Below are 21,558 nucleotides of genomic sequence, written 5' to 3'. Positions count from 1 at the left end.
GTTTGAGAATGCGTGAGACTACGTTTGTGATTATGTGAGCAAAGGCTTGGCGATCGGTTAGTAGATTTATTTTAATTTTGGCAGGAAAAGGTTTGGGGACTTTATTAAATAAATTAATTAAGTGTGGGGGGTGAGATGGGAAGGTTCGTTGGTTGGCTATTATTCTATTGATTTGGAGGGGTTAATGATGAAAGTATTGTTTCTTAGTTTGTTGGGGTTGATGGTGCTAGGTGGGTGTGGAAATGATGAGGTGTTGAATGATGCTGGTGATGATGGGGAGATTGTTTGGGATGATGTTGCTTTGGAGTATGTGATGGAGGAGGCGGTTGCTTCTGGTGAGGAGGCGTTGAAGGTTTGGGTGGAGTATGAGAGTTATGGGGATGCGCTTGTTGAGGCGTTTGGTGAGGTTTATCCGGATGTTGTGGTGACTTATGAGGTGATTGCGAAGGTGGATAGTGTGGAGCGGATGGCGCTTGATGGGGAGGCTGGCAGTGGTGCGGATGTGTTTATGGCGAATCATGATCATTTGGCTGGTGCGATTGATCATGCGACGGCTGCGCCGCTAGGGAATTATGGTGGGGCTTTGCGTGAGCGGGTGTCGGATGCGTTTGTGGAGGTGGTGAGTCGGGATGATGAGATGTATGGTGTGCCGGTTGCTACGGAGTCGATTGCGCTGTTCTATAATAAGACGTTGCTTGAGGAGTTGACGGGTTCTTCGAAGCCGGCTGAGACGTGGGAGGAGATAATAGAGCTTGCTTCGGTGTACAACGATAGTGGGGCGAATCAATGGACGATTCGGTTTATGGCGGGTGAGCTTTATTATGCGTATCCTGTGCTTTCTTCGCTTGGATGGAGTTTGTTTGCGGACGGGGATGTTGAGAGTGTTGATCTTGGTGCGGGGGAGTTACGTGAGGGGTTGGAGTATTATCAGTTGCTTCGTGAGATTTGGGATGTTAATTCGGCGGATGCGACGTATGATTCGATCGAGAATGAGTTTGTGAAGGGGGAGACGCCGTATGTGATTACGGGGCCGTGGGTCTTTAGTGATTTCGATACGTATTCTGAGGAGAATGGGTTTGAGTATGGTGTGACAACTCTTCCGCGGGCGAAGGATGGAGAGACTGCGGCTTCATTGACTGGGATTTCGGTTGCTGTGGTTTCTGGTTATACGGAATATCCTGCTGCGGCGCGGGTGTTTGCGAATTTCATGGCGTCGGATGCGGGGATGACTGCGCTGTATGAGTCGACTGGGGCGATCCCGGCGTTAACAGAGGATCTTGTGACTGAAGTTGATGGGATTGCTGGTAATGAGAAGTTGGCGGGTGTGATTGCTCAATCGGCTGCGGCTGATTTAACGCCACAGATTCCGGAATATTTATATACGGCGGGCAATGAGCTTGTGGTGAATGTGTGGGATGATGTGCTTTCAGTCGATGAGGCGCAGGAGCGGGCTAGTGAACAATACGAGGAGTTAAAATCTTTGGCTGAGTAGAGATGGGTGGCGGAATGACATGGAGAGAATTCAACGTGAGAACAGGAAAGGATGGGTTGTTGGTCTACTGTCTGCTTTGATCTGGGGACTCGGCCAGTTTGTCAATCGTCAATACTTGAAGGGTCTTTTGTTTCTGGGGATAGGCGGAGCAGTGCTGATGACTGAGTGGGTTACGGGGCGGTACGTGTATTTAGTGGACGGATTTCAGATTAGCGAGCATGGTGGATTTTTTGTGAAGGGAATTTGGGGGTTGCTGACGCTTGGAACGGAGCCGCGGACGATGGGGGTGAGTGGTCTCTCAGGAGGGGATCACTCGATTGTCCTGATGGTGAATGGGATTATTGCGGTACTGTTTTTAATGATTATTTTGTTCTTCTATTGTTGGAATATTAGGGATGCTGTAAAGGTACGAAAGAAGATGGTGTTGAGTGGTGAGCATGCAGAGTCTTCGCTGAGCTACTTTTCGAAGTTGTGGGAATCGATGTATGCCTATCTCGTTTTGTCACCGGGTCTGATTTTGTTGCTGTTTGTTTCGGTTCTGCCGATTACGTTCGGCATTATGATTGCATTTACGGATTATACGCGGTCGAATATTCCGCCGACGAATTTGGTTTCTTGGGTTGGGCTAGAAAATTTCAAAGTGTTGGTGGAAGTTTCTTCGTGGATGAATACGTTTCTAGGCGTTCTTGGATGGACGGTGGCTTGGGCGGTGCTTGCTACAGTGACGACGTATTTCTTCGGTTTCTTCCAAGCGGTGATTATTAATGATCCGGTCGTGAAGTTTAAGCGCGTGTGGCGGAGTATTTATATTTTGCCGTGGGCGATTCCGGCGATGATTTCTGCGTTGGTCTTCCGGTCGATGTTTAACGGGCAGTTCGGACCGGTCAGCCAGTTTCTAATGGATATTGGCTTAACTTCAGAGCGGATTTATTGGTTTACCGATCCGGCGAATCCTAATTTGGCGAGGGTGCTTGCGCTAACGATAAACCTATGGCTTGGATTTCCTTATTTTATGGCGTTGATTAGTGGGACTTTGACGAATATTTCGGAGAGTTATTATGAGGCTGCGAGGATTGATGGGGCGACTAATTTGCAAATGTTTCGAAACATTACGTTTCCATTTGTCTATAAGGCGACGGCTCCATTGATTATTCTTGCTTTCGTGAATAATTTCAATAACTTCGGTGTGATCTATTTTCTTACAAGTGGAGGTCCGTCGAATCCTGGGTATCAATTTGCGGGAAGTACAGATTTGTTGATCACATGGCTCTATAAGCTGACGTTGGATAATCGTTTGTATAACATGGGGGCGGTGATGTCGATGATTGTTTTTGTGATCGTTGGTGCTTTCTCGTTGTGGAATTTGAAGCGTGCAAAAGTCTTTGAGGATTGAGGATGAAGTGATGATGAAAAATGTCAGAACGAGGAAAAAAGTAAGGGCGGTCTTTATTTACTTGGAATTGATTCTAATGGCGATAATTGTGATTTATCCGGTGATGTGGATTGTCGGTTCGTCGTTTGGGAGTTCGCTAGGATTAGCGAATGCGTCAGCGATACCGGAGAATCCAACATTGCAGAACTACCGTGATCTTTTTGCTAATACGTCATTTCCAAGGTGGTATTTGAATACGATTTATGTGGCAGTGGCGAACATGTTCTTTGGTGTGCTGCTATCGACGCTGAGTGCGTATGCGTTCTCGCGGTTTTCATTTAAGGGGAAGAAAGCGAGTTTGTTGACGATTCTTATTTTGCAGATGTTTCCGACATTTTTGACAGCGATTGCAGTTTATATGCTGTTTCTAAATTTCGGTTTACTCGATCGACTGACGGGATTAATCGTAGTTGGTGTGGCGGCTCAGCTTCCTTATAATATGTGGTTGCTGAAGGGGTATATCGATGAGATTCCTATGAGTTTCGATGAAGCGGCTTTGATTGATGGGGCGACGCGGACACAGATTTTTGTGCAAATTATCTTGCCGTTGACTCGGCCGATGCTGACGTTTGTGGCGGTGACGCAATTTGCTGCTCCGTGGATGGATTTTATTCTGCCGAGATTGTTGATTTCGAGTGAGGAGAAGAAAACGGTGGCGATTGGATTGTTTACGATGATTGATGATCAAACGAGAAATGAATTTACACTTTTTGCTGCGGGGGCTGTTTTAGTGGCGGTGCCAACGATACTTTTGTTTGTGTTTTTGCAGAAGTATTTAATAAGTGGTTTGACTGCAGGGGGAGAAAAGGGATAAGGCTAGAGTTGACGAGAAATTGTGAAGAGAGGAATGGTGAGAAATGACGGAAGAATTTATTAAGGGTGTGGATGTTTCTATGACGTTGGAGGTTCAAGAGTTGGACGGGAAATACTTTCTCGAGGGAGAGGAGCGTGATTTATTTGAGATTCTCGTACTTAAGGGAATTAATGCGGTCAGGCTAAGGGTTTGGGTCGATCCGTATGACGACAAGGGAAAGTCTTATATGGGTGGGACGAATGACTTGGCGAGAACGATTCTGCTTGGGAAGCGGGCGAAAAAGGCAGGGATGAAGCTTCTTCTTAATTTGCATTATAGTGATTTCTGGACCGATCCAAAGAAGCAGGCGAAACCGAAGAAGTGGGAGGATTTAAATGGCAATGAGCTGGAGGAAGCGGTTTATTTATATACGTATGATGTTCTCGAAGAATGTCGGTTTAATGGTTTGATCCCGGATTGGATTCAGGTTGGAAATGAGATTACAAATGGGATGTTGTGGCCGGAAGGAAAGACACCTGTTTATTTGTCTGAGAAACGAAAATTTGAAAAAGTAGCGCCGGAGAAAGAGGAGGCAGCTTACGATCGACTATCGAATTTCCTTTATGCAGGTATTCGTGCTGTGCGAGAATTTACAAGAGGGAAAAAGGAGAAGGAGATTCCTGTTATTTTGCATTTGGACTATGGTGGAGCAAATGATCTTTACAGGAAGTGGTTTGATGAGATTGGGAAGCGGAATGTCGACTTCGACATCATTGGTTTATCCTATTATCCGTTCTGGCACGGGAGCCTTGATGAGTTATCGGTGAATATGAATGATATTAGTGAACGGTATGACAAAGAGGTGATGGTTGTTGAAACGGCTTATGGATTTACAACAGAGCCAATTCCGCATGGAGGTCAAGCGATTTTCTCGGAAGACATTGCTGAGAAGGGAGGATATCCTCTTTCTATCGAGGGACAGGGACAGTTTCTACGGGATCTAATGAAGGTGGTCAATGATGTTCCGAATGGTCGCGGGGGCGGTGTGTTCTATTGGGAGCCGGCGTGGTTGCCTGTTAAGGGTACGAGCTGGGCGAGTAAAGCGGGTATGGAATATGGAAATGATGTTGCCAAAGGTGGTAATCCGTGGGCGAACCTGGGGCTGTTTGATTACGATGGGAATGCGCTGAAGTCGTTGGATGTGTTTGGCGGCGGTTGACCGGGGTTACCGGGGGGACGGTTCTTGTGGTCGAAAAGGGTTGGTCGGGTGGTGCCTAGTTGCACTTCTCGAAATTAGTCGAAAGAATCGTAGACTCCTGTGTATGTGAAGTTTTTGGATCAATTGGAAGGAGAAAAAGTACAAGGGTGGATTTTATTAAATGTAGTAAGGCAGACGGGGAGCGGAGTGATACTTTCTGTCTGCCTTGTTTTAGGTTTTTAATTCATAAAATAGTCATAGGTTAATGAATTATCTTATATTACCTTATACTTTTTGTGAAATACTTTAATTTGATTTATTTTATTCTTATAGAGTAGAAGGTTAAGAGGAGAAAGGAGTGAATCGATTTGTCTTTTAATGATCTAGTAAATGGTAATAAACTTCCGGTTTTGTTTATAGGATCAGGATTTAGTCGGCGTTATTTAAATTCACCGGATTGGGAGTCATTGTTAAAAAGTGTTTATCAATTCATGGGGAAGAGTGAAATAGACTATAAAACCTTAAAATTAAAAATCAAAAGTAATCGGGAATATAGAGACTTAGGAGATGGGGAAATAAATGCTGTTATTGCTGAAGAGATGGAAATGCAATTTAATTACCATTTTTATGAAAGTTATTTAGCGCAACAATATCCCAAATGGATTGAAGATGAAGTCAGTCCATTTAGACAATGTATCTCAATAATTTTAAGTCAGCTTAAATTACTAAAAGAAAAGGAAGAAGAAATACAAGTTTTTAAAGAATTGAAAAATAAAATAATGTCAGTAATTACTACTAATTATGATACCTTGTTGGAAGAATTATTTGATTTATCAAAAGATAGTACATTTATTGGACAGCCTCAGTTATTCAGTCCTGTTTCAATGGAACTAGGAGAGTTATACATAGTTCCATTTATAGAATAACCGATAAAAATCACAGGATTTTCAGATATTAATGTAAGTAACAATTCTTTTTACTTGCTTGACTGTATTTAAATTCATCGCTGGAGTTAATTCATTTAGCTTTTGATATACGTCTAAGTAATTATCTGTACTAATAACCGTTATTGGGAAAGTAGTTATCTCACCTTGATACGATTTTGCATGAAACAGTAATTCTTTCTCAGGAAGAAATTGAAGAAAGTCCAAATGTTGCTAACTATGTTGCCACACACTCTAAGAAAAGTGACTATCTAAATGCAGGCATCATTAGATCTCTTAAAAATATGCCAGATGGAAATAATATGACTGAAATGCCGTCAATTAATAAAGGGAATTCATATAGGACCTATTTGTGGATTATAAAAAACTTTGAATTATTACCCTTGGAGGAAATTAGAGGATTTTTGCAAAAGGAATTTGAACATTATGGTCAATTTGATGGTAATCAACAGAGTAGTTATAGAAGGCTAGTATCGTTATATGACTTATTTAAGTATAAATAATAAAAATAACCCCGTGGAGTGTTCATATTTTAAAATATGAATTCCAAGAGGTTATTGTTCTTCAATAATTATTATGCGTTTATTATAATCGTTTATTACTAATTCGTCAATTAATTATTTTGAAGTGCCTGTTACTTTCTAGGTTCTTACAGTGGCGGATCGTGATTAAATGCAGCGAGGCAGGTGGGGAACGGAGTGATGCTTCCCGTATGCCTTGTTTTAGGTTTTTAATTCATAAAATAGTCATAGATTTATCCGTTATTTTATGGGTTACATGTTAAATTAATCTTAAAATGGATGCGTGTTTTTATTTTGGAAAGCTATTTAAATACATAATCGTTTGGTGTTTCATTACTCTTGTTTTTTCTACAGGCAGAAAAGTAGCTTTGAACAGACAAAGCTATTTTTAAATTATTGAAATGAATCTTACACTTCATGCATGAAGAAAGGAGGATTGTGAAATTTATGAAGTGTGGTCATAATATACTACGAAAAGAGGCATGTAACAAATGAAATGGTTCATTAGCCGGTTTGTTGTCAATGTTATTCTCCTAGTATGTTTATTATTCGAGTTATTTTTTCCTTCACAAGCATTCTCTGCTGGCGTTCAAGAAAAGGGGTTAAATTCATCATTAATAATGGGTGGAGACGTTTCTATGCTTCAAGAAGTTGAAGAAAGAGGTGCGGAATTCTTCGAGAATGGTGTTCAAAAAGATGCGCTAGAAATCATGAGCAATGGAGGCATGGATTTGGTACGTCTTCGATTGTGGGTCGATCCGTATGATTCAGAAGGGAATGATTATGGAGGAGGTACAAATGATTTAGAGGAGACGATTGCACTTGCAAGAAGAGCCAAAACGGAAGGTATGGGTTTTATGTTGAATTTTCATTACAGTGATTTTTGGGCAGACCCTGGTAAACAAAATAAGCCAAAAGCATGGGAGGAACTTTCTTATGAGGTACTCGTTCAAACTGTATATGATTATACAAAGAACACGATGATCCAACTTGAGGGAGAAGGTCTTATTCCGGATATGGTGCAAATAGGGAATGAGATCACTTCTGGAATGCTATGGAATCATGGGCGTGTTGGAGATGGTTACGGAGATTTCACGCAACTTGCTGAACTTCTTATGGCAGGGATAAATGGTATTCACGATGGGATAAGAAACAGTGAGAATGTTGAAATTGTGCTCCACTTGGATCATGGAGGGGATAACCAATTATATCGATGGTGGTTTGATGAGATTACGGAGCAGGGCGTTGAATTCGACATCATTGGTTTGTCTTATTATCCATTTTGGCACGGGGCTATGGGAGAATTAAAATATAATTTAAATGATATAAGCAGAAGATATGATAAAGACGTCATGGTTGTAGAAACATCTTACGGATTTACGTTAGAGGATGGAGATGGCTTAGGAAATTCATTTTATACGGAAGAGGAAGCAATAGGAGGGTATGGAGCATCGGTTCAGGGACAAATGAACTTCTTACGAGATTTAAAAGCAATCGTAGCAGAAGTGCCCGAACAACGAGGAAGAGGTGTCATTTGGTGGGAGCCAGCTTGGCTTCCGGTTGAAGGTGCAAACTGGGGGAGTGAAGCAGGTGCAACTTATAATAACGATACTGGTCTTTTATCGAACCCTTGGGACAACCAAACCCTGTTTGATTTTGATGGCAATGTGCTAGAAACCCTTTCAGTATTTGGTGAGGGGATGCGTGAAAACTTAGTCTATAATCCAAGTTTTGAAATGGATGATTGGACAAATGAACCTTCAGGATGGGGCGTTTGGTCTGCTAATTCAAACGATTATCATGCGATTTTTACTGAAAGACCAGGCGTAGTTGGGGACTATAAATTAACTCATTGGAAGGACACAGCATATACCGTTTCGACTTATCAAGTACTAACAGGACTTGAAGATGGACTATACTCGTTTTCAGCTTGGATACTGAATAGTGGAGGACAGGATAGTGTCTATATGTATGCTAAAAATTATGGGGGGTCAGAGTTGCAGATTGACCTTCCAGTAAGTCCTGAAATATGGACGAAGGTATCGATTGAGAATATTGAGGTGATAAATGGACAATGCGAGATCGGTGTGATCTCCTATGCTAATGAAGGAACGTGGATGAATTTTGATGGGGTCAGTTTTATTCGGAATGATTAGTAATAACTTTATAATCGTCAAGCCAGCATCTTACTCACAAGAAGTCTTTAAACGAACGTTTGACAGAAATCTCCACTTTCAAAATTTTGGAGTATGTTAAGTAATTCCTGGTGCCTATAACTATCCGAAGTAACAAAGAAAATTTTTAGAGAGGAGTCAAAGTAATTTATGCCTCCTCTCTAAATTTGTAATATTTGTTGCAGTAAAAATCTATAGGTGTAATGCATCTTAAAGTATAAACTTAAAGACCTGCAGAATTATTAATTAATCTATTAGTAATCTGAAATATCTTTGACTGCTTCCAAACATTATAGTCTCCTATAACGTATAACCGATATTTAGCACGTGTTGCAGCTACATTAATAATATTAGGCTTGACCCATCTTACAGCGCCACTTGCATTCTCATCACAACCAAGGATAAATATTACTTCTTTTGCCTCTTTCCCTTGAAATTTATGAACAGTACCACAATTTGTTTCCAACCAGGTATCAAGTTCATTTTTATAGGGTTTGAGTTCTTTAGATTGTTTCACTAAGTTTCTTACGCCGTTTATAACAGTAGTGAATGGTGAAATAACATACAGATCTGGGAGGCCGCTATATGACTCAAAACTTTTAATTATGATTTGAACTGCCTCTTGGCCTTGCTTATAAACAAAATGATCTTTTTGACCATTTTCTTTACCGGAGATATTTAACCAGCATGATTCACCAAGCACAAACTTCATTTCATCTTCCTCTTTTGCTTTTGCGGTTTGTATTTTCATTGTGTGGTCATAAGAAAGTGCATTAGAAATATCAAACATAGGATTAATACATCTACGATGAACGATAAGTGGACAACCAACCCAAGTAGGTGGCAAGTCTTCATTCATTGAATCCTTTATATAGGAACCAAATCTATTGATCTTATCAGCAAATTCCTGTACTGATATTGTTTTATCCAAATATGGTAATAAAGTTTTGTCAGAGAATGCCTTCTTGATAGCATCTGCATCAGCTGTAACCACAGGCTCTACCTGTTTAGGATCACCGACAATAATAGCTTTTTTACTTCGCCATAATGCCCCAATTGAAATATGTGGAGCAGCTTGTCCAGCCTCATCTATAATTAGAAGTCCTAAACTTCCTTGTTCCTTGATATCTCCTAAGAAACGCCCTACAGATGCAAAGGTAGTGGACATTACAGGGGTCAATAGGAATAACGTATTGAGTAAATGTGGGAACGCTGTTTCTTTATCTTGCTTCGAGTAGTTACATAATTCTTTTTTATCGTTTTCTTTATATTTCCACATCATAAGCAGGTTTTTAAAATTATCTCTACATGAAATCGAGGATAGAATGAATTCTTTATGGACCTGCAAGCCAAGATAAAATAACGTTTCTCTTGCTCGGTTATATTCGTCAGTCAGCCATGGATTGGATGTTTGTGCACTCGTATTAATCTTGATGTCTTTGGAAGTGAAATCATTCCAAAAGTTATCATTAATAATAGTCATATCCTTTCCACGTTCTGATAACTTCGCTTGAACTTCCTTTCTATCAGATTCGATCACTCTTTCTGTGTCCTCTATTTTTAATTTTTCATTCTTAATATTAATCTCTAATTTATCTATGGACTCCTGCGTCCGTTTTATTATTTTTTCTATTTCACTTTTGTCAGATATTAATTGTTGTTTTAATCTTTGTGATTGGTCAAATTCAATGTTCAATTTATTTATTGTATTCTCTATATTAGTCGTATCTGAAATATTTACTTGTTTTTTCTGTTTCCAATCTTTTATTTGTGTTAATCGCTCAGTATTAATCCATCTACTGAATAATAACTCATAGATTTTTCGTTCATCCTCATGTTTTGATAATTTTTCACTAATAAAGTTTAATTGTTCTTTTAAAATCTGAAGGTGTTGACTTTCTTTTTTTAGCTTTAGTTGCATGGATTCACGAATATTATATTGTTTTGAAATTTCCTCATCCTTACTAGCAATTTTCGCTTCAAGTACCTGAAGATCTTTTTCCTGATGAAATAAATTATCTTTTAAGCCTTTAATTAAAATATTTGATGAACTAATTTCACTTCTATAAGTTGCTTCTGTTCTACTTTGTTCTTCCGATAAGCGACTAACTTTGTTTAAATTCTCTTTCATTTCATTTACTAATGCTAATTGTTCTTTGAATTCTTTTTTTGCATCTTCAAATTTTTGATGTCGGTCCTTTATCATCTGATTGTTTGCATAAAAACTATCAATTAAACTGTGTAAAACTTTATAGCTATAGTTACGGATATTACTTGATTTACCCATCGGAGCAGAAATAATACCCCAATATTTCTCTTCTACCGCATTATCATCTTCTGTGAATAATTTGTTAGCTAGGTGAGAGAAATAGACATCATTTTTTTCTATATATTGCGGTTTACTTCTCGTATTATTGTTTGGGAATTCAGAATACGTTTCCATATTCTTAGTTTTAGAAACATCAAATAAGGAACTAACTGAAGACAAGCCGTCCTTAGTTTCTTGGCTATCTTTATCATGTGAAGTAAGACTTGAAAGGATTCCATCCATATCTGGAAGTTCCTTTGTAATATTTTCAACAGCTGCATTGTTATTAGATGCTACAAGGATACTATATTGAGATATTCGCTCATCCTTTAATGCATAAAATTTATTGCAATATTTATCATAACTATTATTTATTTCTTCTCCATCATTAAAATGACGTTTTTCAAAAGCATCATCAGACTTAGCGTAAGAACATAGAATATTGGCTCTATCAACAATGTTTGAAACAATAACTTCTTTTAGAAGTGTTGTTTTTCCTGTGCCCGGTGGACCATTTACAGAAAAAATGTTTCTAGTTTTCTCTGAATCAGAAATTCCTATATTTATGGCGATTTGTTGCATAAGAGCGGGACTAAATTTTGATGGCCACTTCCCATTTGGAGCTAGATCAGCATATAACCACTTTTCAATATCTCCTTTACTTTCCCGAATATTTATCCGGTCTTCGACAGTATTATTCTTACCTTTATCAGTATTCTGGTAATAGGTACTAACAATATAGTCAATTATATCTAAAAGCATAGGAGTAGATTTAAAATTGTCTAAAGAGTCTCTTACAATTTTTAAATCGCTAGAATAAAAGCTCTTTACAAGCTCACTTACATCATGTAATTTGCTATCTTCCCGCAAAAACGTTTTTTCATTGGAGTACCGAGTATATATAAATTTGCCTTCTGGTTTACTATCAAATTCTTGTGTTAACATTGGTTTGAGATATTTATCGCAGATTTTTTGATATAATGTTAGTATATCTGTTGTCTTTAATAGATCTGTTTTATTAATTTTTTCTTCAATTAATTTTATTTCCCTCTGATAATTATCATAAGATAACTGCGATTCTAAGTTGCCATTTGCTATATGGCACTGGTAAATTCCCCAAACTAAAGGGGAAAGTCTAAAGCTATTCTCCTGATAAACACCGTTCTTATCTACTTTTAAGCTATAAAGGCAGATGTTGCCATTATCTAGTTCTGGTCTATCATCTGCTAACTTTAAAATTCGGTATAGTTCCTTAATAAATATTTCTCTTCTTAGCCGTCCAATGCATAAGTGAAAATTATTACTAAGAAATGTATGTCGTTTAAAGTCGGTATTATCTCCATCTATTATCTCTGATATTTCATAACGACCTGGATAATCATGCAAAGGAGTAATTTTACTTTGTATTTTATGAACTTCGGAATTTTCCCTACCATGTAAATTTTTTTCTTGCTGAATATTTTTAGTGTTCTCTTTAGAACTTATTGGGAAGGATTCTTGGTCTAGAAAATCAACAATATACCAAAAATCTAATATCTTTTTAGCTATATTAACCTTATCATTTAGTTTTGCTTTACTCATCGAGGATTCCCTTCTTTCATTTTCAAATTGCGCATCTACAACTATATAGTGATCTATTTTATTTTTTATGAGGTAAAGGATACGTTCAATCAGGACTTCACTGACTATGTAGAAGTGTAACATTATTAAAACTATACCATAATTTTGCAACATAAAGTGGGGGTGATGCATGTCGAGTAAGTCCTCCAAGGTAAAGGGAAACTACGGTTTGTCCCCCTCCCCGATGCGTTGGCAGTATTTGAAGAACTGTCTTGTTTGAAGGTAAGTAAGATTACCTGATGTATTTAACAAGTTCCCGAAGATTCCCTTCGAATGATTCTTTTTCTCTTACACTCCTATTGTTTCATGACCAATCATATTCACCTCCGCATTCAAACGAAAAACGATTACATTTAAGATATTATGAAAGAACTCCATTCCCGATATGCGATAGGCTTTAATAAAGAACATCATTATATCAGCCATTTACTTCAAGGTCGTTATGGTGCCAAAGTAATGGGATACCGGTGCTTATTTTGTAAAAGTAAGTCGCTATATCACTTGAATCCTGTCGAAGCAAGCATTGTCCGTCATCCTGAGAATTACCGGTGGAACAGTTACAAGGCCTACATATTGGGAATGACCATCGGACAACAACGAAAGTTCTTGCCTATTATTATGTTAACCTATGGTATTTTTTCTGTTCTAATACTCGTTTCATTGGAAAATGCAGAAGGATGGTAACCAATTTTCTCTAATGTATCATCTGAAAGTTCAAAAGAGAGAGTGAATGTCTTTGTTACATGTGTAGAAATCCGACTAAATCTCTATTATTTTAGTATGGAATTGATAATTATTACTATATATACAAAAAATGTAGTATTATAGACACAATGACTGTGTTATAAAATATGAAATGCTAAATAAGTAAGGATAAGGTGCTTAATTTATCAACAAATTTTCAAAGAGTTTAATATATTAATTTTATTTGATTCACCAAAATTAGTTGTAGATATAGCTAGTGCAATGATTTTAAATTAAGGGAGGCGTTTAAAATTAAGAAAAAAATCATGGTAGTTTTTGGAACAAGGCCCGAAGCAATAAAGATGTGTCCTTTAGTAAAGGAATTGAAAACAAGAGATAAATTAGATGCAGTTGTTTGTGTTACAGGTCAACACAAAGAAATGCTAGATCAAGTTCTGAGTGCATTTGATGTTTTTCCAGATTATAATTTATCAATCATGAAAGAAAAACAGACGTTATTCGATGTAACAATAAATATCTTAGAAAAAATGAAATCCACGCTGGAAGAAGTTAAACCGGATGTGGTGTTAGTGCATGGCGATACATCGACTTCATTTGTCACATCATTGGCTTGCTTTTACTTACAGATTCCAGTTGGTCATGTTGAGGCTGGATTAAGAACTTATAATATCTATTCTCCTTATCCAGAAGAGTTCAATCGTCAAGCAGTGGGGATTGTTTCGAAGTATAACTTCGCTCCAACAGAGATGTCCAAACAAAATCTCTTAAAAGAGGGGAAGGATCCATCTTCTATATATGTGACAGGTAATACTGCCATAGATGCACTTACCACTACGGTTATGGAGGAGTATTCTCATCACCAGATCGATTGGGCATCAGGTAGTAGGCTTATTATGGTAACTGCCCACAGAAGAGAAAATCTAGGTGAGCCGATGAAAAATATGTTTAGAGCTATTAAAAGAATAGTCGATGAATACCCAGATGTTAAAGTAGTATATCCGATACACATGAACCCGGTTGTTAGAGAAGTAGCAAATGATATTCTAGGTAATTGTAATAGGGTGAAAATTATAGAGCCATTGGAAGTTTTAGATTTTCATAATTTCTTGTCAAGATCCTTTTTAATACTGACTGATAGTGGTGGTATTCAAGAGGAAGCTCCAAGCTTAGGAAAGCCAGTGCTTGTTATGCGTGATACGACAGAACGCCCTGAGGGTATAGCAGCTGGAACATTAAAATTAGTTGGAACAGATGAAGAGAACATTTATAAGTCATTTAAAATACTACTTGAAGATAAAGAAGAGTATGAAAAAATGAGTCAAGCAAGTAACCCCTACGGTGATGGTTTAGCTAGTAAGAGGATATCGGATATTTTAGAGGGATAGATTTTTCAATGCACAAGTTATTTCAGTGATAAACAACAGAAAAGCCTTTAATCTGCTGATGACTGATCACTAGCGGAGATTAAACATATTTTTTAATATGTTTGATTTTAATCTCATTTTAATTTTTCTAGTTCATAATAGTGAATAATAGCTGAGTTAGAAATTTAAATTTTTTTTAGATTCACATACTCGTGGTTTAAGGATTAATTTTAAATAATTAGATTTAGGAGGATCATATATATAAAATAGGATGTATTACGGAACTAATGGTATTTTTAAAATTTTTTATATTAATTTTCACTATAGTGAATAAATTAAAAAGGGTGATTATCATGAGTAAATACCGATTGTATATCTCTTTGGGTTTTTGGAGTATTTCTCTTATTCTTCAATTATTACTACCAGAAAATTTTATGCTGCTTCATGTTGGAATTATGTTGCTTGCTCTAACAGCTATGCTTTTTTTCAGAACAGGCGTTAATTTCCTGATCCTTTTAGGAATATCATTAATCTATGGGTTCGCCCTTACAGCCTATGCTATGGCAGACCAGATATTTGACCAACAGCAATATATATTGATGCTCGCGCACTTATTATTAACAGCAACGCTGCTATCTCTTTGGTTAATTCTTCACGACTCTAAAACGCTTTTTGAAGAGAATAAGATGTTAAAGGAGAAGGTTCGACTTTTAGTGAAGTTTGATGATCAGACTAAAGCACTTTCATTTCCCGAATTTATAGATCGAGGTTTAATTATCGAGACGGGGATGCGAAGAAGAAATGAAACAGGACAGCTACTTTATTTTAAAATGATGGAGCACGTGCCTAAATCTGCAAAAAAACCTCTATGCATAGAATTAATCACATACGGGCTGGAATCAATCCGATCTGAATATGATTTAATCACATCACCCTCAGAGGGGGAAGTGATTATTCTTCTTCAAAATACTAGTGAAGCAGGTAGTGAAGTTGTATTACATCGTATTCAGGATAAGCTTAAGACAACAATCAATTATATTGACCTTCCTTTCACCATTGAAAAAATTGTGATCGGAAATTTAGAGGCTGCACTTGACCGTTGTCTTCAAAAAAAGGGGGCATAACAAATGAATATAATTTTAATACTTATTATGCTGTTTTTTTGGCTCCTGCTTGCGTTCTATTCGATGCTCACACTTATGGGAGTTTACTTTCGTGTGAAAAAACATGAAAGACCGGTTATTAATCATTATCCTTCCATTTCAATTCTAATTCCTGCACATAATGAGGGAGTTGTAATGGAGAATACACTAACTGCAATGAGCCGGATTAAATATCCGGGACAACTCGATATTTTTTTGCTTGACGATAATTCTTCCGATGATACGCCCGTTATTGGTAAAGCTTTTCAAAAATCCTTTAGTCGTTTCCATTACATTTCTGTCCCTAGTGGGGAACCGAAAGGGAAATCACGAGTTCTGAATTATGGGCTTTCTTTTATTAAATCTAAATATTTCCTTGTATATGACGCCGATAATCAGCCTGAAGCCGAGGCTGTAAAGCTTCTCGTCGAAAAAGCTGAAACAACAGATAATGCAGCCGGTGCTGTAGGATATGTAAAAACTCAAAACGCAAAAAAGAATTTACTGACTCGTATGATTGCACTAGAGTTTCAGGTGTTTCAACTTCTTATGCAGTGTGGCCGTTGGCAGTGGATGAAGTTAGGGTCATTGGCTGGAACTAACATGTTACTGAGAAAAGAAGTTGTTGATGAATTAGGAGGGTATGATGTACATGCCTTGGCGGAAGATGCGGAATTAACAATTCGATTGACAGCAGAAGGTTACACCCTTCCAATAGTCCCATTATCTAAGACTTGGGAACAAGAACCTGAAACCCTAAAAACGTTTGTTAAGCAGAGAACACGCTGGCTTATTGGGAATATCTATTTGCTTGAAAAAGTATTCATTTCAAAACAATTCTGGCGTAAACGAGCATTCTTCCATTCTATACAACATATCACCGTTTACTTATTTTTTGCGCTGCTGCTACTTTTTTCACATTTATTTTTTGTTGGAAGCCTTTTTAATTTTTTTGAACCAACTTACGTTGCCCCGATATTAATGCTGTGGTTTATGAGTTATATCGTTTACACTTCTCAGATAATAGGAGCAATTGTGCTAGATCGGGATGTTTCTACCATGAATGTGCTTGTTGCAATAATAATGTACTTTACTTATGCTCAACTTTTCGCCATTTTACTTGCCCGAAGTACTGGAATTTACGTTTGGAAACGATTTATTAAAAATGAAGTTATAGGCTGGGATAAAACAAAACGCTTCAAAAAAAGAGCGATATAGTATGGCAGTAAAAAATAAAAAAATAATGCTGTCTTTAGTTGGTGGGATAATAGGGGGAACGGTTATACTATTTTTTATCTTTTGGGGCCGTGATGATTCACTAAGTTGGACAGCAGATGATTTTAATCAAATAGTTAAGACGCATTACCTTACAGAAGATGGACTTATCCGTTCATATGGAATAGATAGTAATGACCATTATTTATCTGAATCAAGTGGATTATATATGAAGTGGTTACAAGATAATCATTTTGAAGAATTATTAAAAGTTCAGATTAGCAATTTGAGTTCATATTTCTTGGTAGAGAAAAACAATGATTATTTTCTGTCATGGGAAATTAACAATGACGAAGAGGCAACTGCTAATGCTTGGATTGATGATATTCGTATAATCGATGTTTTAGGGTCAGAAAACGCAATTGCTTTGAAACTTGTGGAATCTATTAAAAAATATCAGATACAGAATGGAATGATTTCTGATTTTTATGATTGGAAACAAGATGCTGCAAGTGATCGAGTCGTATTAAGCTATGGTTCATCGGACAATCCAGAATTCAACTTGCCTTCGATGGACACTGTTTTTCAGCTAGCTACCGAGAGGGAAACTACTTTTTTTCCAGAACAGTACAAGTTTGATAGTAAAAAATTTGAAGAAGCATCAGTAGTTCACATGGTTGACCAGCTGCTTATAGCAATTGAACTCGAAAAGGAGGGGGAATCTATTGATAAGTTTTGGACATTTCTTATTAATCAATGGAATCAAGAAGGGATCATTTCGGGGCGATTTGACCGTGAGGGTCTAGAAGGTAATATGATTGAGTCAGGATCTGTATACGGGATAGCTTCTAAACTTGCACAAATACGAGGAGAAGATGAAATAGCCGGTGAATGGAAAAATCGAGGCATAGAGATAGTCTATCAAAAAGACGAGGACTATTCTGATGTTCATTTTTTTGATCTGATATGGATAGCTCCTTAAGAGAGAGGGACAAGGGGTACAGATTACAGATCCCTTGTCCCCGCATTTTTTAGAGTAATCAATATTTAGTTTTGCCAAATAAAAACGACTTGAACGTGATAAAAGGCGTGGTGAGGCGAATGTGCTAGATCCCCCCGTCGATACATTAGTCTTGTTGAGAAGAGCGCTGGATGATGTGAGTGGTTTGATACAGTTGTCTTGTAATGCCTTTCGCTGACACGTCGATGGTTACTTGTTTACCATTTTTAAAGGTAATTAAGCATTGATTGGAAACTTTGGGGACGGCGCAAATCGTATGGATATATTGTAGAATAACGAGTGACAGTGAAACAGGCTTGGTGAGCATGTTGGAAAGGTATAGATATTGAGTGCCGCGGGGACTTTTTTGTAGATAGCAAGGTGGTGCATAGCTGCAATACGTCTGCCATCGTAAGAGAAACCACCGTTGAGACAAGCTAGTTTAATAAGTTCTAGTGGTGTTTGATTGATATAATAGACCGGGTTTTCCTCAATGACAATTGTTCTGTAGTCTATATGAGCGGCAGGAATTAAAGCCATCGTACGTTTGTTAAACAGTATGGATAAGACTAGTGTCTAAGTTTTATGCTCAATAACTCATAATTGGTGCTATAAATAACTGTCGTTAAATTCGTTATTAAATGGTCGGATTTTATAACTAGTTTGAGGTATGGTGTTGCTTGGGGAGCGACGGAGCGATCTCTATTCGTTACTTCTTTGTTCCGCTTGTTTCTTTAATATTAGGAAACATATTTTTACCAACACTTGCGATGAAATTTAATACTTGATGTCACCATTTTAACCAATAAAAGAACGTCAACGATTTTAAGCGAAAAAGCCTAATCCCATTTATATGTAAGGAACTAGGCTTTGATATCGAATATTATTATGTACCGTGTAGAAAATTAATTCTTTGAACTATAGGTCTTCTTTACATTATGGTGACTTTAAGTGTATTAATTTAAGTGTATTAATTTACAAATATCCACTATCATGTACTATTTATTAATGATTATCGACAATTTATATTGAACATGGTTGTTTAAATCTATCAAAAAATGATCTAACTATTCATTAGATGGAAATTTACATTCAAGAAGGTAACAACTATCTCCACTAATTTTGTAGTTGTTTATGACATATTGTTCTTTTGTTTTTATGAATGAAAGATAAGGTTGATGATGTGGACTTTTTGTCCAGATACTAATCAAAGCATGTATAACATATCCTAATTTAACTTGATTTACTTTAATGGTGTACCCCTCGATAATGCCAAGTTCCTCTAATTTCACCACTCTAGCTGAGGCAGCTGGTCCAGTCAGATGGACTTTCTCACCTAATTTTTTCATCGTGATCCTACTATTCTGTGATAGTTCATCTAAAATAAGCATATCTGTTTGATCTAACATTTATAAACCCCTTTCATTTATAAAGTCAAATGGGCAAAAGACTTTATTTAACCTATGTAAGTGTTAATTGATCATAGTATAAACTATATGTAATTTAATGAAAAGGAGATAATAATCATGAATATACAACTCATTCGAAATGCTACACTAGTTGTTCAATTTGCAGGGAAAAAGTTTTTAGTAGATCCATTTTTAGCAGTGAAGGGGACTTATCCACCTTATCCAAATTCAGTAAGACAAGATCAGAACAATCCTTTGGTGAGTTTGCCAACCTCTATTGATAATATTATCCAAGATATTGATGCGGTCATTGTCACTCACCTGCATCTTGACCACTGGGATGATGCTGCCAAGGAAGCATTGCCAAAAGGAATTAAAGTATTCTCTCAAAATGAAGAAGATGCGACAGAAATTCGTAACGCTGGTTTCCAAAATGTAGATGTTTTACAAGAGGATACAGTCTTCGAAGGTATCCAATTAACGAAAACAAAAGGCGAGCACGGAAGAGGCAAAATCTTAAAATTTACTGGTCTGGTATGCGGCGTAGTCTTCAAACACTCATCGGAAAAAACATTGTATGTTGCTGGAGATACGGTTTGGTATGATGCAGTTCAAGAAGTAATTGATACACATGAACCGGATATTATCGTTGTAAATGGTGGAGATAATCAATTCTTTGAAGGCGGTTCTCTAGTTATGGGAAAAGAGGATATCTATAATGTGTATAAGGCGGCACCGAACGCAAAAATCATTTCTGTCCATATGGAAGCTGTCAACCACTGGACATTATCCAGAAAAGATTTAAAAATCTTTTCTGAGGATAAAGGCATGTTATCTCATGTTTTAGTGCCAAATGACGGTGAATCATACTCATTCTAGTAACGATGGGCAACCGTGGGGACGGTTCTTGTGGTCGAAACGTAACTGTCACTTCGGTTCTTTGCTTAATGGATATGTTGCTGTGATGAGTGGTGTTAACAGTGGTTAACCTGATGTGAAGGGGAATGTAAGGTGAGGAATGGTTTGGGATATGGGAGGTAGGCCTCGATTTCTGTTATATTTCGTCGGGAAAAGCGAAGATTTATATTGAATAGATAAAGTAATAATTATCAAACTGCCATACGTGAGAGTAGCACTTCACGTATGGCAGTTTGAATTTATTTACAGGACCTGGCGCCGTTGTTAAAGCTTTCGAATTCGAAGTGGATTCAACGAAATGAAGGACTTGTGAATTTGAAGGTTATTCAGCCATCCCTCACTAGGTATGCCGAGCGCTGACCGGAGGAACCGTCCCCCCGGTTATCACTATTCCTCAACAACTAATTCAAGTCTAACAGGAATAAACTCTTCCACCGTATCTCCGTTCAATAAAGCCAATGCTGCATCCAACGCTTCTTCACCAATTAAAACGGGTTGTTGTGCCACAGTCCCTGCTAAACGACCATCTTCAACTGCCGCAACAGCATCATCTGTTGCATCAAAACCAACAATGACGATATCATCATTTCCAGATGCTTCAATTGCTTCCAACGCACCTAACGCCATTTCGTCATTATGTGCAAATACACCTTTGATATCGGGATTACTTTGAAGAATATTTTCCATAACCGTTAACCCTTCGGCGCGATCGAAGTTTGCGGATTGAGATGTAACCACATCCAATGAATCACCGGCAATATTATTGAATCCTTCTCCGCGCTCGCGGGCTGCTGATGATCCCGGTATTCCTTCAAGTTCAGCCACTTCTGCACCTTCCCCAACAAGATCTACTAGAAATTCTCCGGCCATTTCTCCACCTGCTACGTTATCAGATGCAATATGAGCTTTGATTTCTCCACCATCAGCACCTCTATCTACAGTGATAACGGGAATGTCATCTGCGTTTGCCAACTCGACAGCCGAAATAACGGAAGCCGAATCTGTAGGGTTAATTAATATTAAATCAACGCCTTGTTGAATCAAGTCTTCTACGTCACTTACTTGCTTCGCATTGTCATCTTGCGCATCAACCATGATTAACTCTACGCCTAACTCTTCCGCTTTTTCTTCTGCACCTTCTTGTAATGTAACAAAAAACGGATTGTTTAATGTTGAAATTGAAAACCCAATCGTGTACTCACCATCTCCACCAGTATTGTCTTCATCATTTGCACCATTACTACCAGGTCCATCAGTTGAACAAGCCATTAATACGATTCCTAGCACGACAACCATCATCCATAACAAAGCTTTCTTCATTTA

General features: G+C 37.7%; 16 protein-coding genes and 2 pseudogenes. 14 read left to right on the top strand and 4 right to left on the bottom strand.

The genetic code is table 11. The features are described 5' to 3' along the window. The first annotated feature begins 184 nt into the window (after positions 1 to 184). The 7 genes from ACM26V_RS15490 (at position 185) to ACM26V_RS15460 (ending at position 8,536) form a co-directional block, all read left to right on the top strand. Positions 185 to 1,492, top strand: coding sequence for an extracellular solute-binding protein (locus tag ACM26V_RS15490; protein WP_416147630.1), 1,308 nt, complete (start codon positions 185 to 187; stop codon positions 1,490 to 1,492). 19 nt (positions 1,493 to 1,511) lie between these two features. Further along, complete coding sequence (locus ACM26V_RS15485) at positions 1,512 to 2,885, top strand: carbohydrate ABC transporter permease (RefSeq protein WP_416147629.1); 1,374 nt, start codon at positions 1,512 to 1,514, stop codon at positions 2,883 to 2,885. Positions 2,886 to 2,895: 10 nt separating this feature from the next. Next, positions 2,896 to 3,738: a sugar ABC transporter permease gene (locus ACM26V_RS15480; RefSeq protein ID WP_416147628.1), complete on the top strand. Its 843-nt coding sequence runs from the start codon at positions 2,896 to 2,898 to the stop codon at positions 3,736 to 3,738. Between the two features lie 43 nt (positions 3,739 to 3,781). Then, positions 3,782 to 4,936 (top strand): glycoside hydrolase family 53 protein, encoded by a 1,155-nt coding sequence (locus ACM26V_RS15475; RefSeq protein WP_416147627.1) that lies wholly within the window; start codon positions 3,782 to 3,784, stop codon positions 4,934 to 4,936. Between the two features lie 347 nt (positions 4,937 to 5,283). Then, positions 5,284 to 5,841: a hypothetical protein gene (locus tag ACM26V_RS15470; RefSeq protein ID WP_416147626.1), complete on the top strand. Its 558-nt coding sequence runs from the start codon at positions 5,284 to 5,286 to the stop codon at positions 5,839 to 5,841. Positions 5,842 to 6,017: 176 nt separating this feature from the next. Next, complete coding sequence (locus ACM26V_RS15465; protein WP_416147625.1) at positions 6,018 to 6,362, top strand: hypothetical protein; 345 nt, start codon at positions 6,018 to 6,020, stop codon at positions 6,360 to 6,362. 509 nt (positions 6,363 to 6,871) lie between these two features. Next, positions 6,872 to 8,536, top strand: a complete 1,665-nt coding sequence (locus ACM26V_RS15460) for a glycoside hydrolase family 53 protein (RefSeq protein WP_416147624.1) — start codon at positions 6,872 to 6,874, stop codon at positions 8,534 to 8,536. A gap of 241 nt (positions 8,537 to 8,777) precedes the next feature. Here the strand turns inward: ACM26V_RS15460 and ACM26V_RS15455 are convergent, their stop codons facing one another. After that, on the bottom strand, positions 8,778 to 12,443 hold the full coding sequence (locus ACM26V_RS15455) for a DEAD/DEAH box helicase (RefSeq protein ID WP_416147623.1): 3,666 nt from the start codon (positions 12,441 to 12,443) through the stop codon (positions 8,778 to 8,780). Between the two features lie 402 nt (positions 12,444 to 12,845). Between ACM26V_RS15455 and ACM26V_RS15450 the strand changes: the two genes are divergently transcribed. From ACM26V_RS15450 to ACM26V_RS15430, 5 genes are all read left to right on the top strand, one after another. Beyond that, positions 12,846 to 13,166 carry a hypothetical protein gene (locus ACM26V_RS15450; RefSeq protein ID WP_416147622.1) on the top strand — a complete coding sequence of 107 codons (321 nt, stop codon included), beginning with the start codon at positions 12,846 to 12,848 and terminating at the stop codon, positions 13,164 to 13,166. Between the two features lie 326 nt (positions 13,167 to 13,492). After that, entirely contained in the window at positions 13,493 to 14,572 is a 1,080-nt protein-coding gene (gene wecB, locus ACM26V_RS15445; RefSeq protein WP_416147621.1) for a non-hydrolyzing UDP-N-acetylglucosamine 2-epimerase, read from the top strand. A 332-nt stretch (positions 14,573 to 14,904) separates the two neighbouring features. After that, on the top strand, positions 14,905 to 15,675 hold the full coding sequence (locus tag ACM26V_RS15440) for a hypothetical protein (RefSeq protein WP_416147620.1): 771 nt from the start codon (positions 14,905 to 14,907) through the stop codon (positions 15,673 to 15,675). Positions 15,676 to 15,678: 3 nt separating this feature from the next. After that, the gene (locus tag ACM26V_RS15435; RefSeq protein ID WP_416147619.1) at positions 15,679 to 16,911 is read left to right on the top strand and encodes a glycosyltransferase family 2 protein; all 1,233 of its coding nucleotides are present in this window, start codon (positions 15,679 to 15,681) and stop codon (positions 16,909 to 16,911) included. Between the two features lies 1 nt (position 16,912). Continuing rightward, positions 16,913 to 17,890 carry a hypothetical protein gene (locus ACM26V_RS15430; protein WP_416147618.1) on the top strand — a complete coding sequence of 326 codons (978 nt, stop codon included), beginning with the start codon at positions 16,913 to 16,915 and terminating at the stop codon, positions 17,888 to 17,890. A 145-nt stretch (positions 17,891 to 18,035) separates the two neighbouring features. On the opposite strand, the pseudogene ACM26V_RS15425 reads toward ACM26V_RS15430, so the two are convergent. Further along, positions 18,036 to 18,448 (bottom strand): annotated as a pseudogene (locus ACM26V_RS15425) (competence protein ComK). A gap of 458 nt (positions 18,449 to 18,906) precedes the next feature. Then, positions 18,907 to 19,317 (bottom strand): annotated as a pseudogene (locus ACM26V_RS15420) (Lrp/AsnC family transcriptional regulator). A 117-nt stretch (positions 19,318 to 19,434) separates the two neighbouring features. Here ACM26V_RS15420 and ACM26V_RS15415 point away from each other — a divergent pair. After that, positions 19,435 to 20,196, top strand: a complete 762-nt coding sequence (locus tag ACM26V_RS15415; protein WP_416147617.1) for an MBL fold metallo-hydrolase — start codon at positions 19,435 to 19,437, stop codon at positions 20,194 to 20,196. Continuing rightward, positions 20,177 to 20,305, top strand: a complete 129-nt coding sequence (locus tag ACM26V_RS15410) for a hypothetical protein (protein WP_416147616.1) — start codon at positions 20,177 to 20,179, stop codon at positions 20,303 to 20,305. Before ACM26V_RS15415 ends, ACM26V_RS15410 begins: the two co-directional genes overlap by 20 nt. Before the next feature lie 317 nt (positions 20,306 to 20,622). Here the strand turns inward: ACM26V_RS15410 and rbsB are convergent, their stop codons facing one another. Then, complete coding sequence (gene rbsB, locus ACM26V_RS15405) at positions 20,623 to 21,555, bottom strand: ribose ABC transporter substrate-binding protein RbsB (protein ID WP_416147614.1); 933 nt, start codon at positions 21,553 to 21,555, stop codon at positions 20,623 to 20,625. Positions 21,556 to 21,558 lie beyond the last annotated feature (3 nt).

Source organism: Salipaludibacillus sp. HK11, assembly GCF_047795645.1.
Classification (GTDB): domain Bacteria; phylum Bacillota; class Bacilli; order Bacillales; family Salisediminibacteriaceae; genus Salipaludibacillus.
This window is presented reverse-complemented; position numbering and strand designations above follow the sequence as displayed.

What these genes read in the sequence shown, in the direction of transcription:
- ACM26V_RS15490 (WP_416147630.1), top strand. Translation starts at nt 185, where the DNA reads ATGATGAAAGTATTGTTTCTTAGTTTGTTGGGGTTGATGGTGCTAGGT.
- ACM26V_RS15485 (WP_416147629.1), top strand. Translation starts at nt 1,512, where the DNA reads ATGGAGAGAATTCAACGTGAGAACAGGAAAGGATGGGTTGTTGGTCTA.
- ACM26V_RS15480 (WP_416147628.1), top strand. Translation starts at nt 2,896, where the DNA reads ATGATGAAAAATGTCAGAACGAGGAAAAAAGTAAGGGCGGTCTTTATT.
- ACM26V_RS15475 (WP_416147627.1), top strand. Translation starts at nt 3,782, where the DNA reads ATGACGGAAGAATTTATTAAGGGTGTGGATGTTTCTATGACGTTGGAG.
- ACM26V_RS15460 (WP_416147624.1), top strand. Translation starts at nt 6,872, where the DNA reads ATGAAATGGTTCATTAGCCGGTTTGTTGTCAATGTTATTCTCCTAGTA.
- ACM26V_RS15455 (WP_416147623.1), bottom strand. Translation starts at nt 12,443, where the DNA reads ATGAGTAAAGCAAAACTAAATGATAAGGTTAATATAGCTAAAAAGATA.
- ACM26V_RS15450 (WP_416147622.1), top strand. Translation starts at nt 12,846, where the DNA reads ATGAAAGAACTCCATTCCCGATATGCGATAGGCTTTAATAAAGAACAT.
- wecB (WP_416147621.1), top strand. Translation starts at nt 13,493, where the DNA reads ATGGTAGTTTTTGGAACAAGGCCCGAAGCAATAAAGATGTGTCCTTTA.
- ACM26V_RS15440 (WP_416147620.1), top strand. Translation starts at nt 14,905, where the DNA reads ATGAGTAAATACCGATTGTATATCTCTTTGGGTTTTTGGAGTATTTCT.
- ACM26V_RS15435 (WP_416147619.1), top strand. Translation starts at nt 15,679, where the DNA reads ATGAATATAATTTTAATACTTATTATGCTGTTTTTTTGGCTCCTGCTT.
- ACM26V_RS15430 (WP_416147618.1), top strand. Translation starts at nt 16,913, where the DNA reads ATGGCAGTAAAAAATAAAAAAATAATGCTGTCTTTAGTTGGTGGGATA.
- ACM26V_RS15415 (WP_416147617.1), top strand. Translation starts at nt 19,435, where the DNA reads ATGAATATACAACTCATTCGAAATGCTACACTAGTTGTTCAATTTGCA.
- rbsB (WP_416147614.1), bottom strand. Translation starts at nt 21,555, where the DNA reads ATGAAGAAAGCTTTGTTATGGATGATGGTTGTCGTGCTAGGAATCGTA.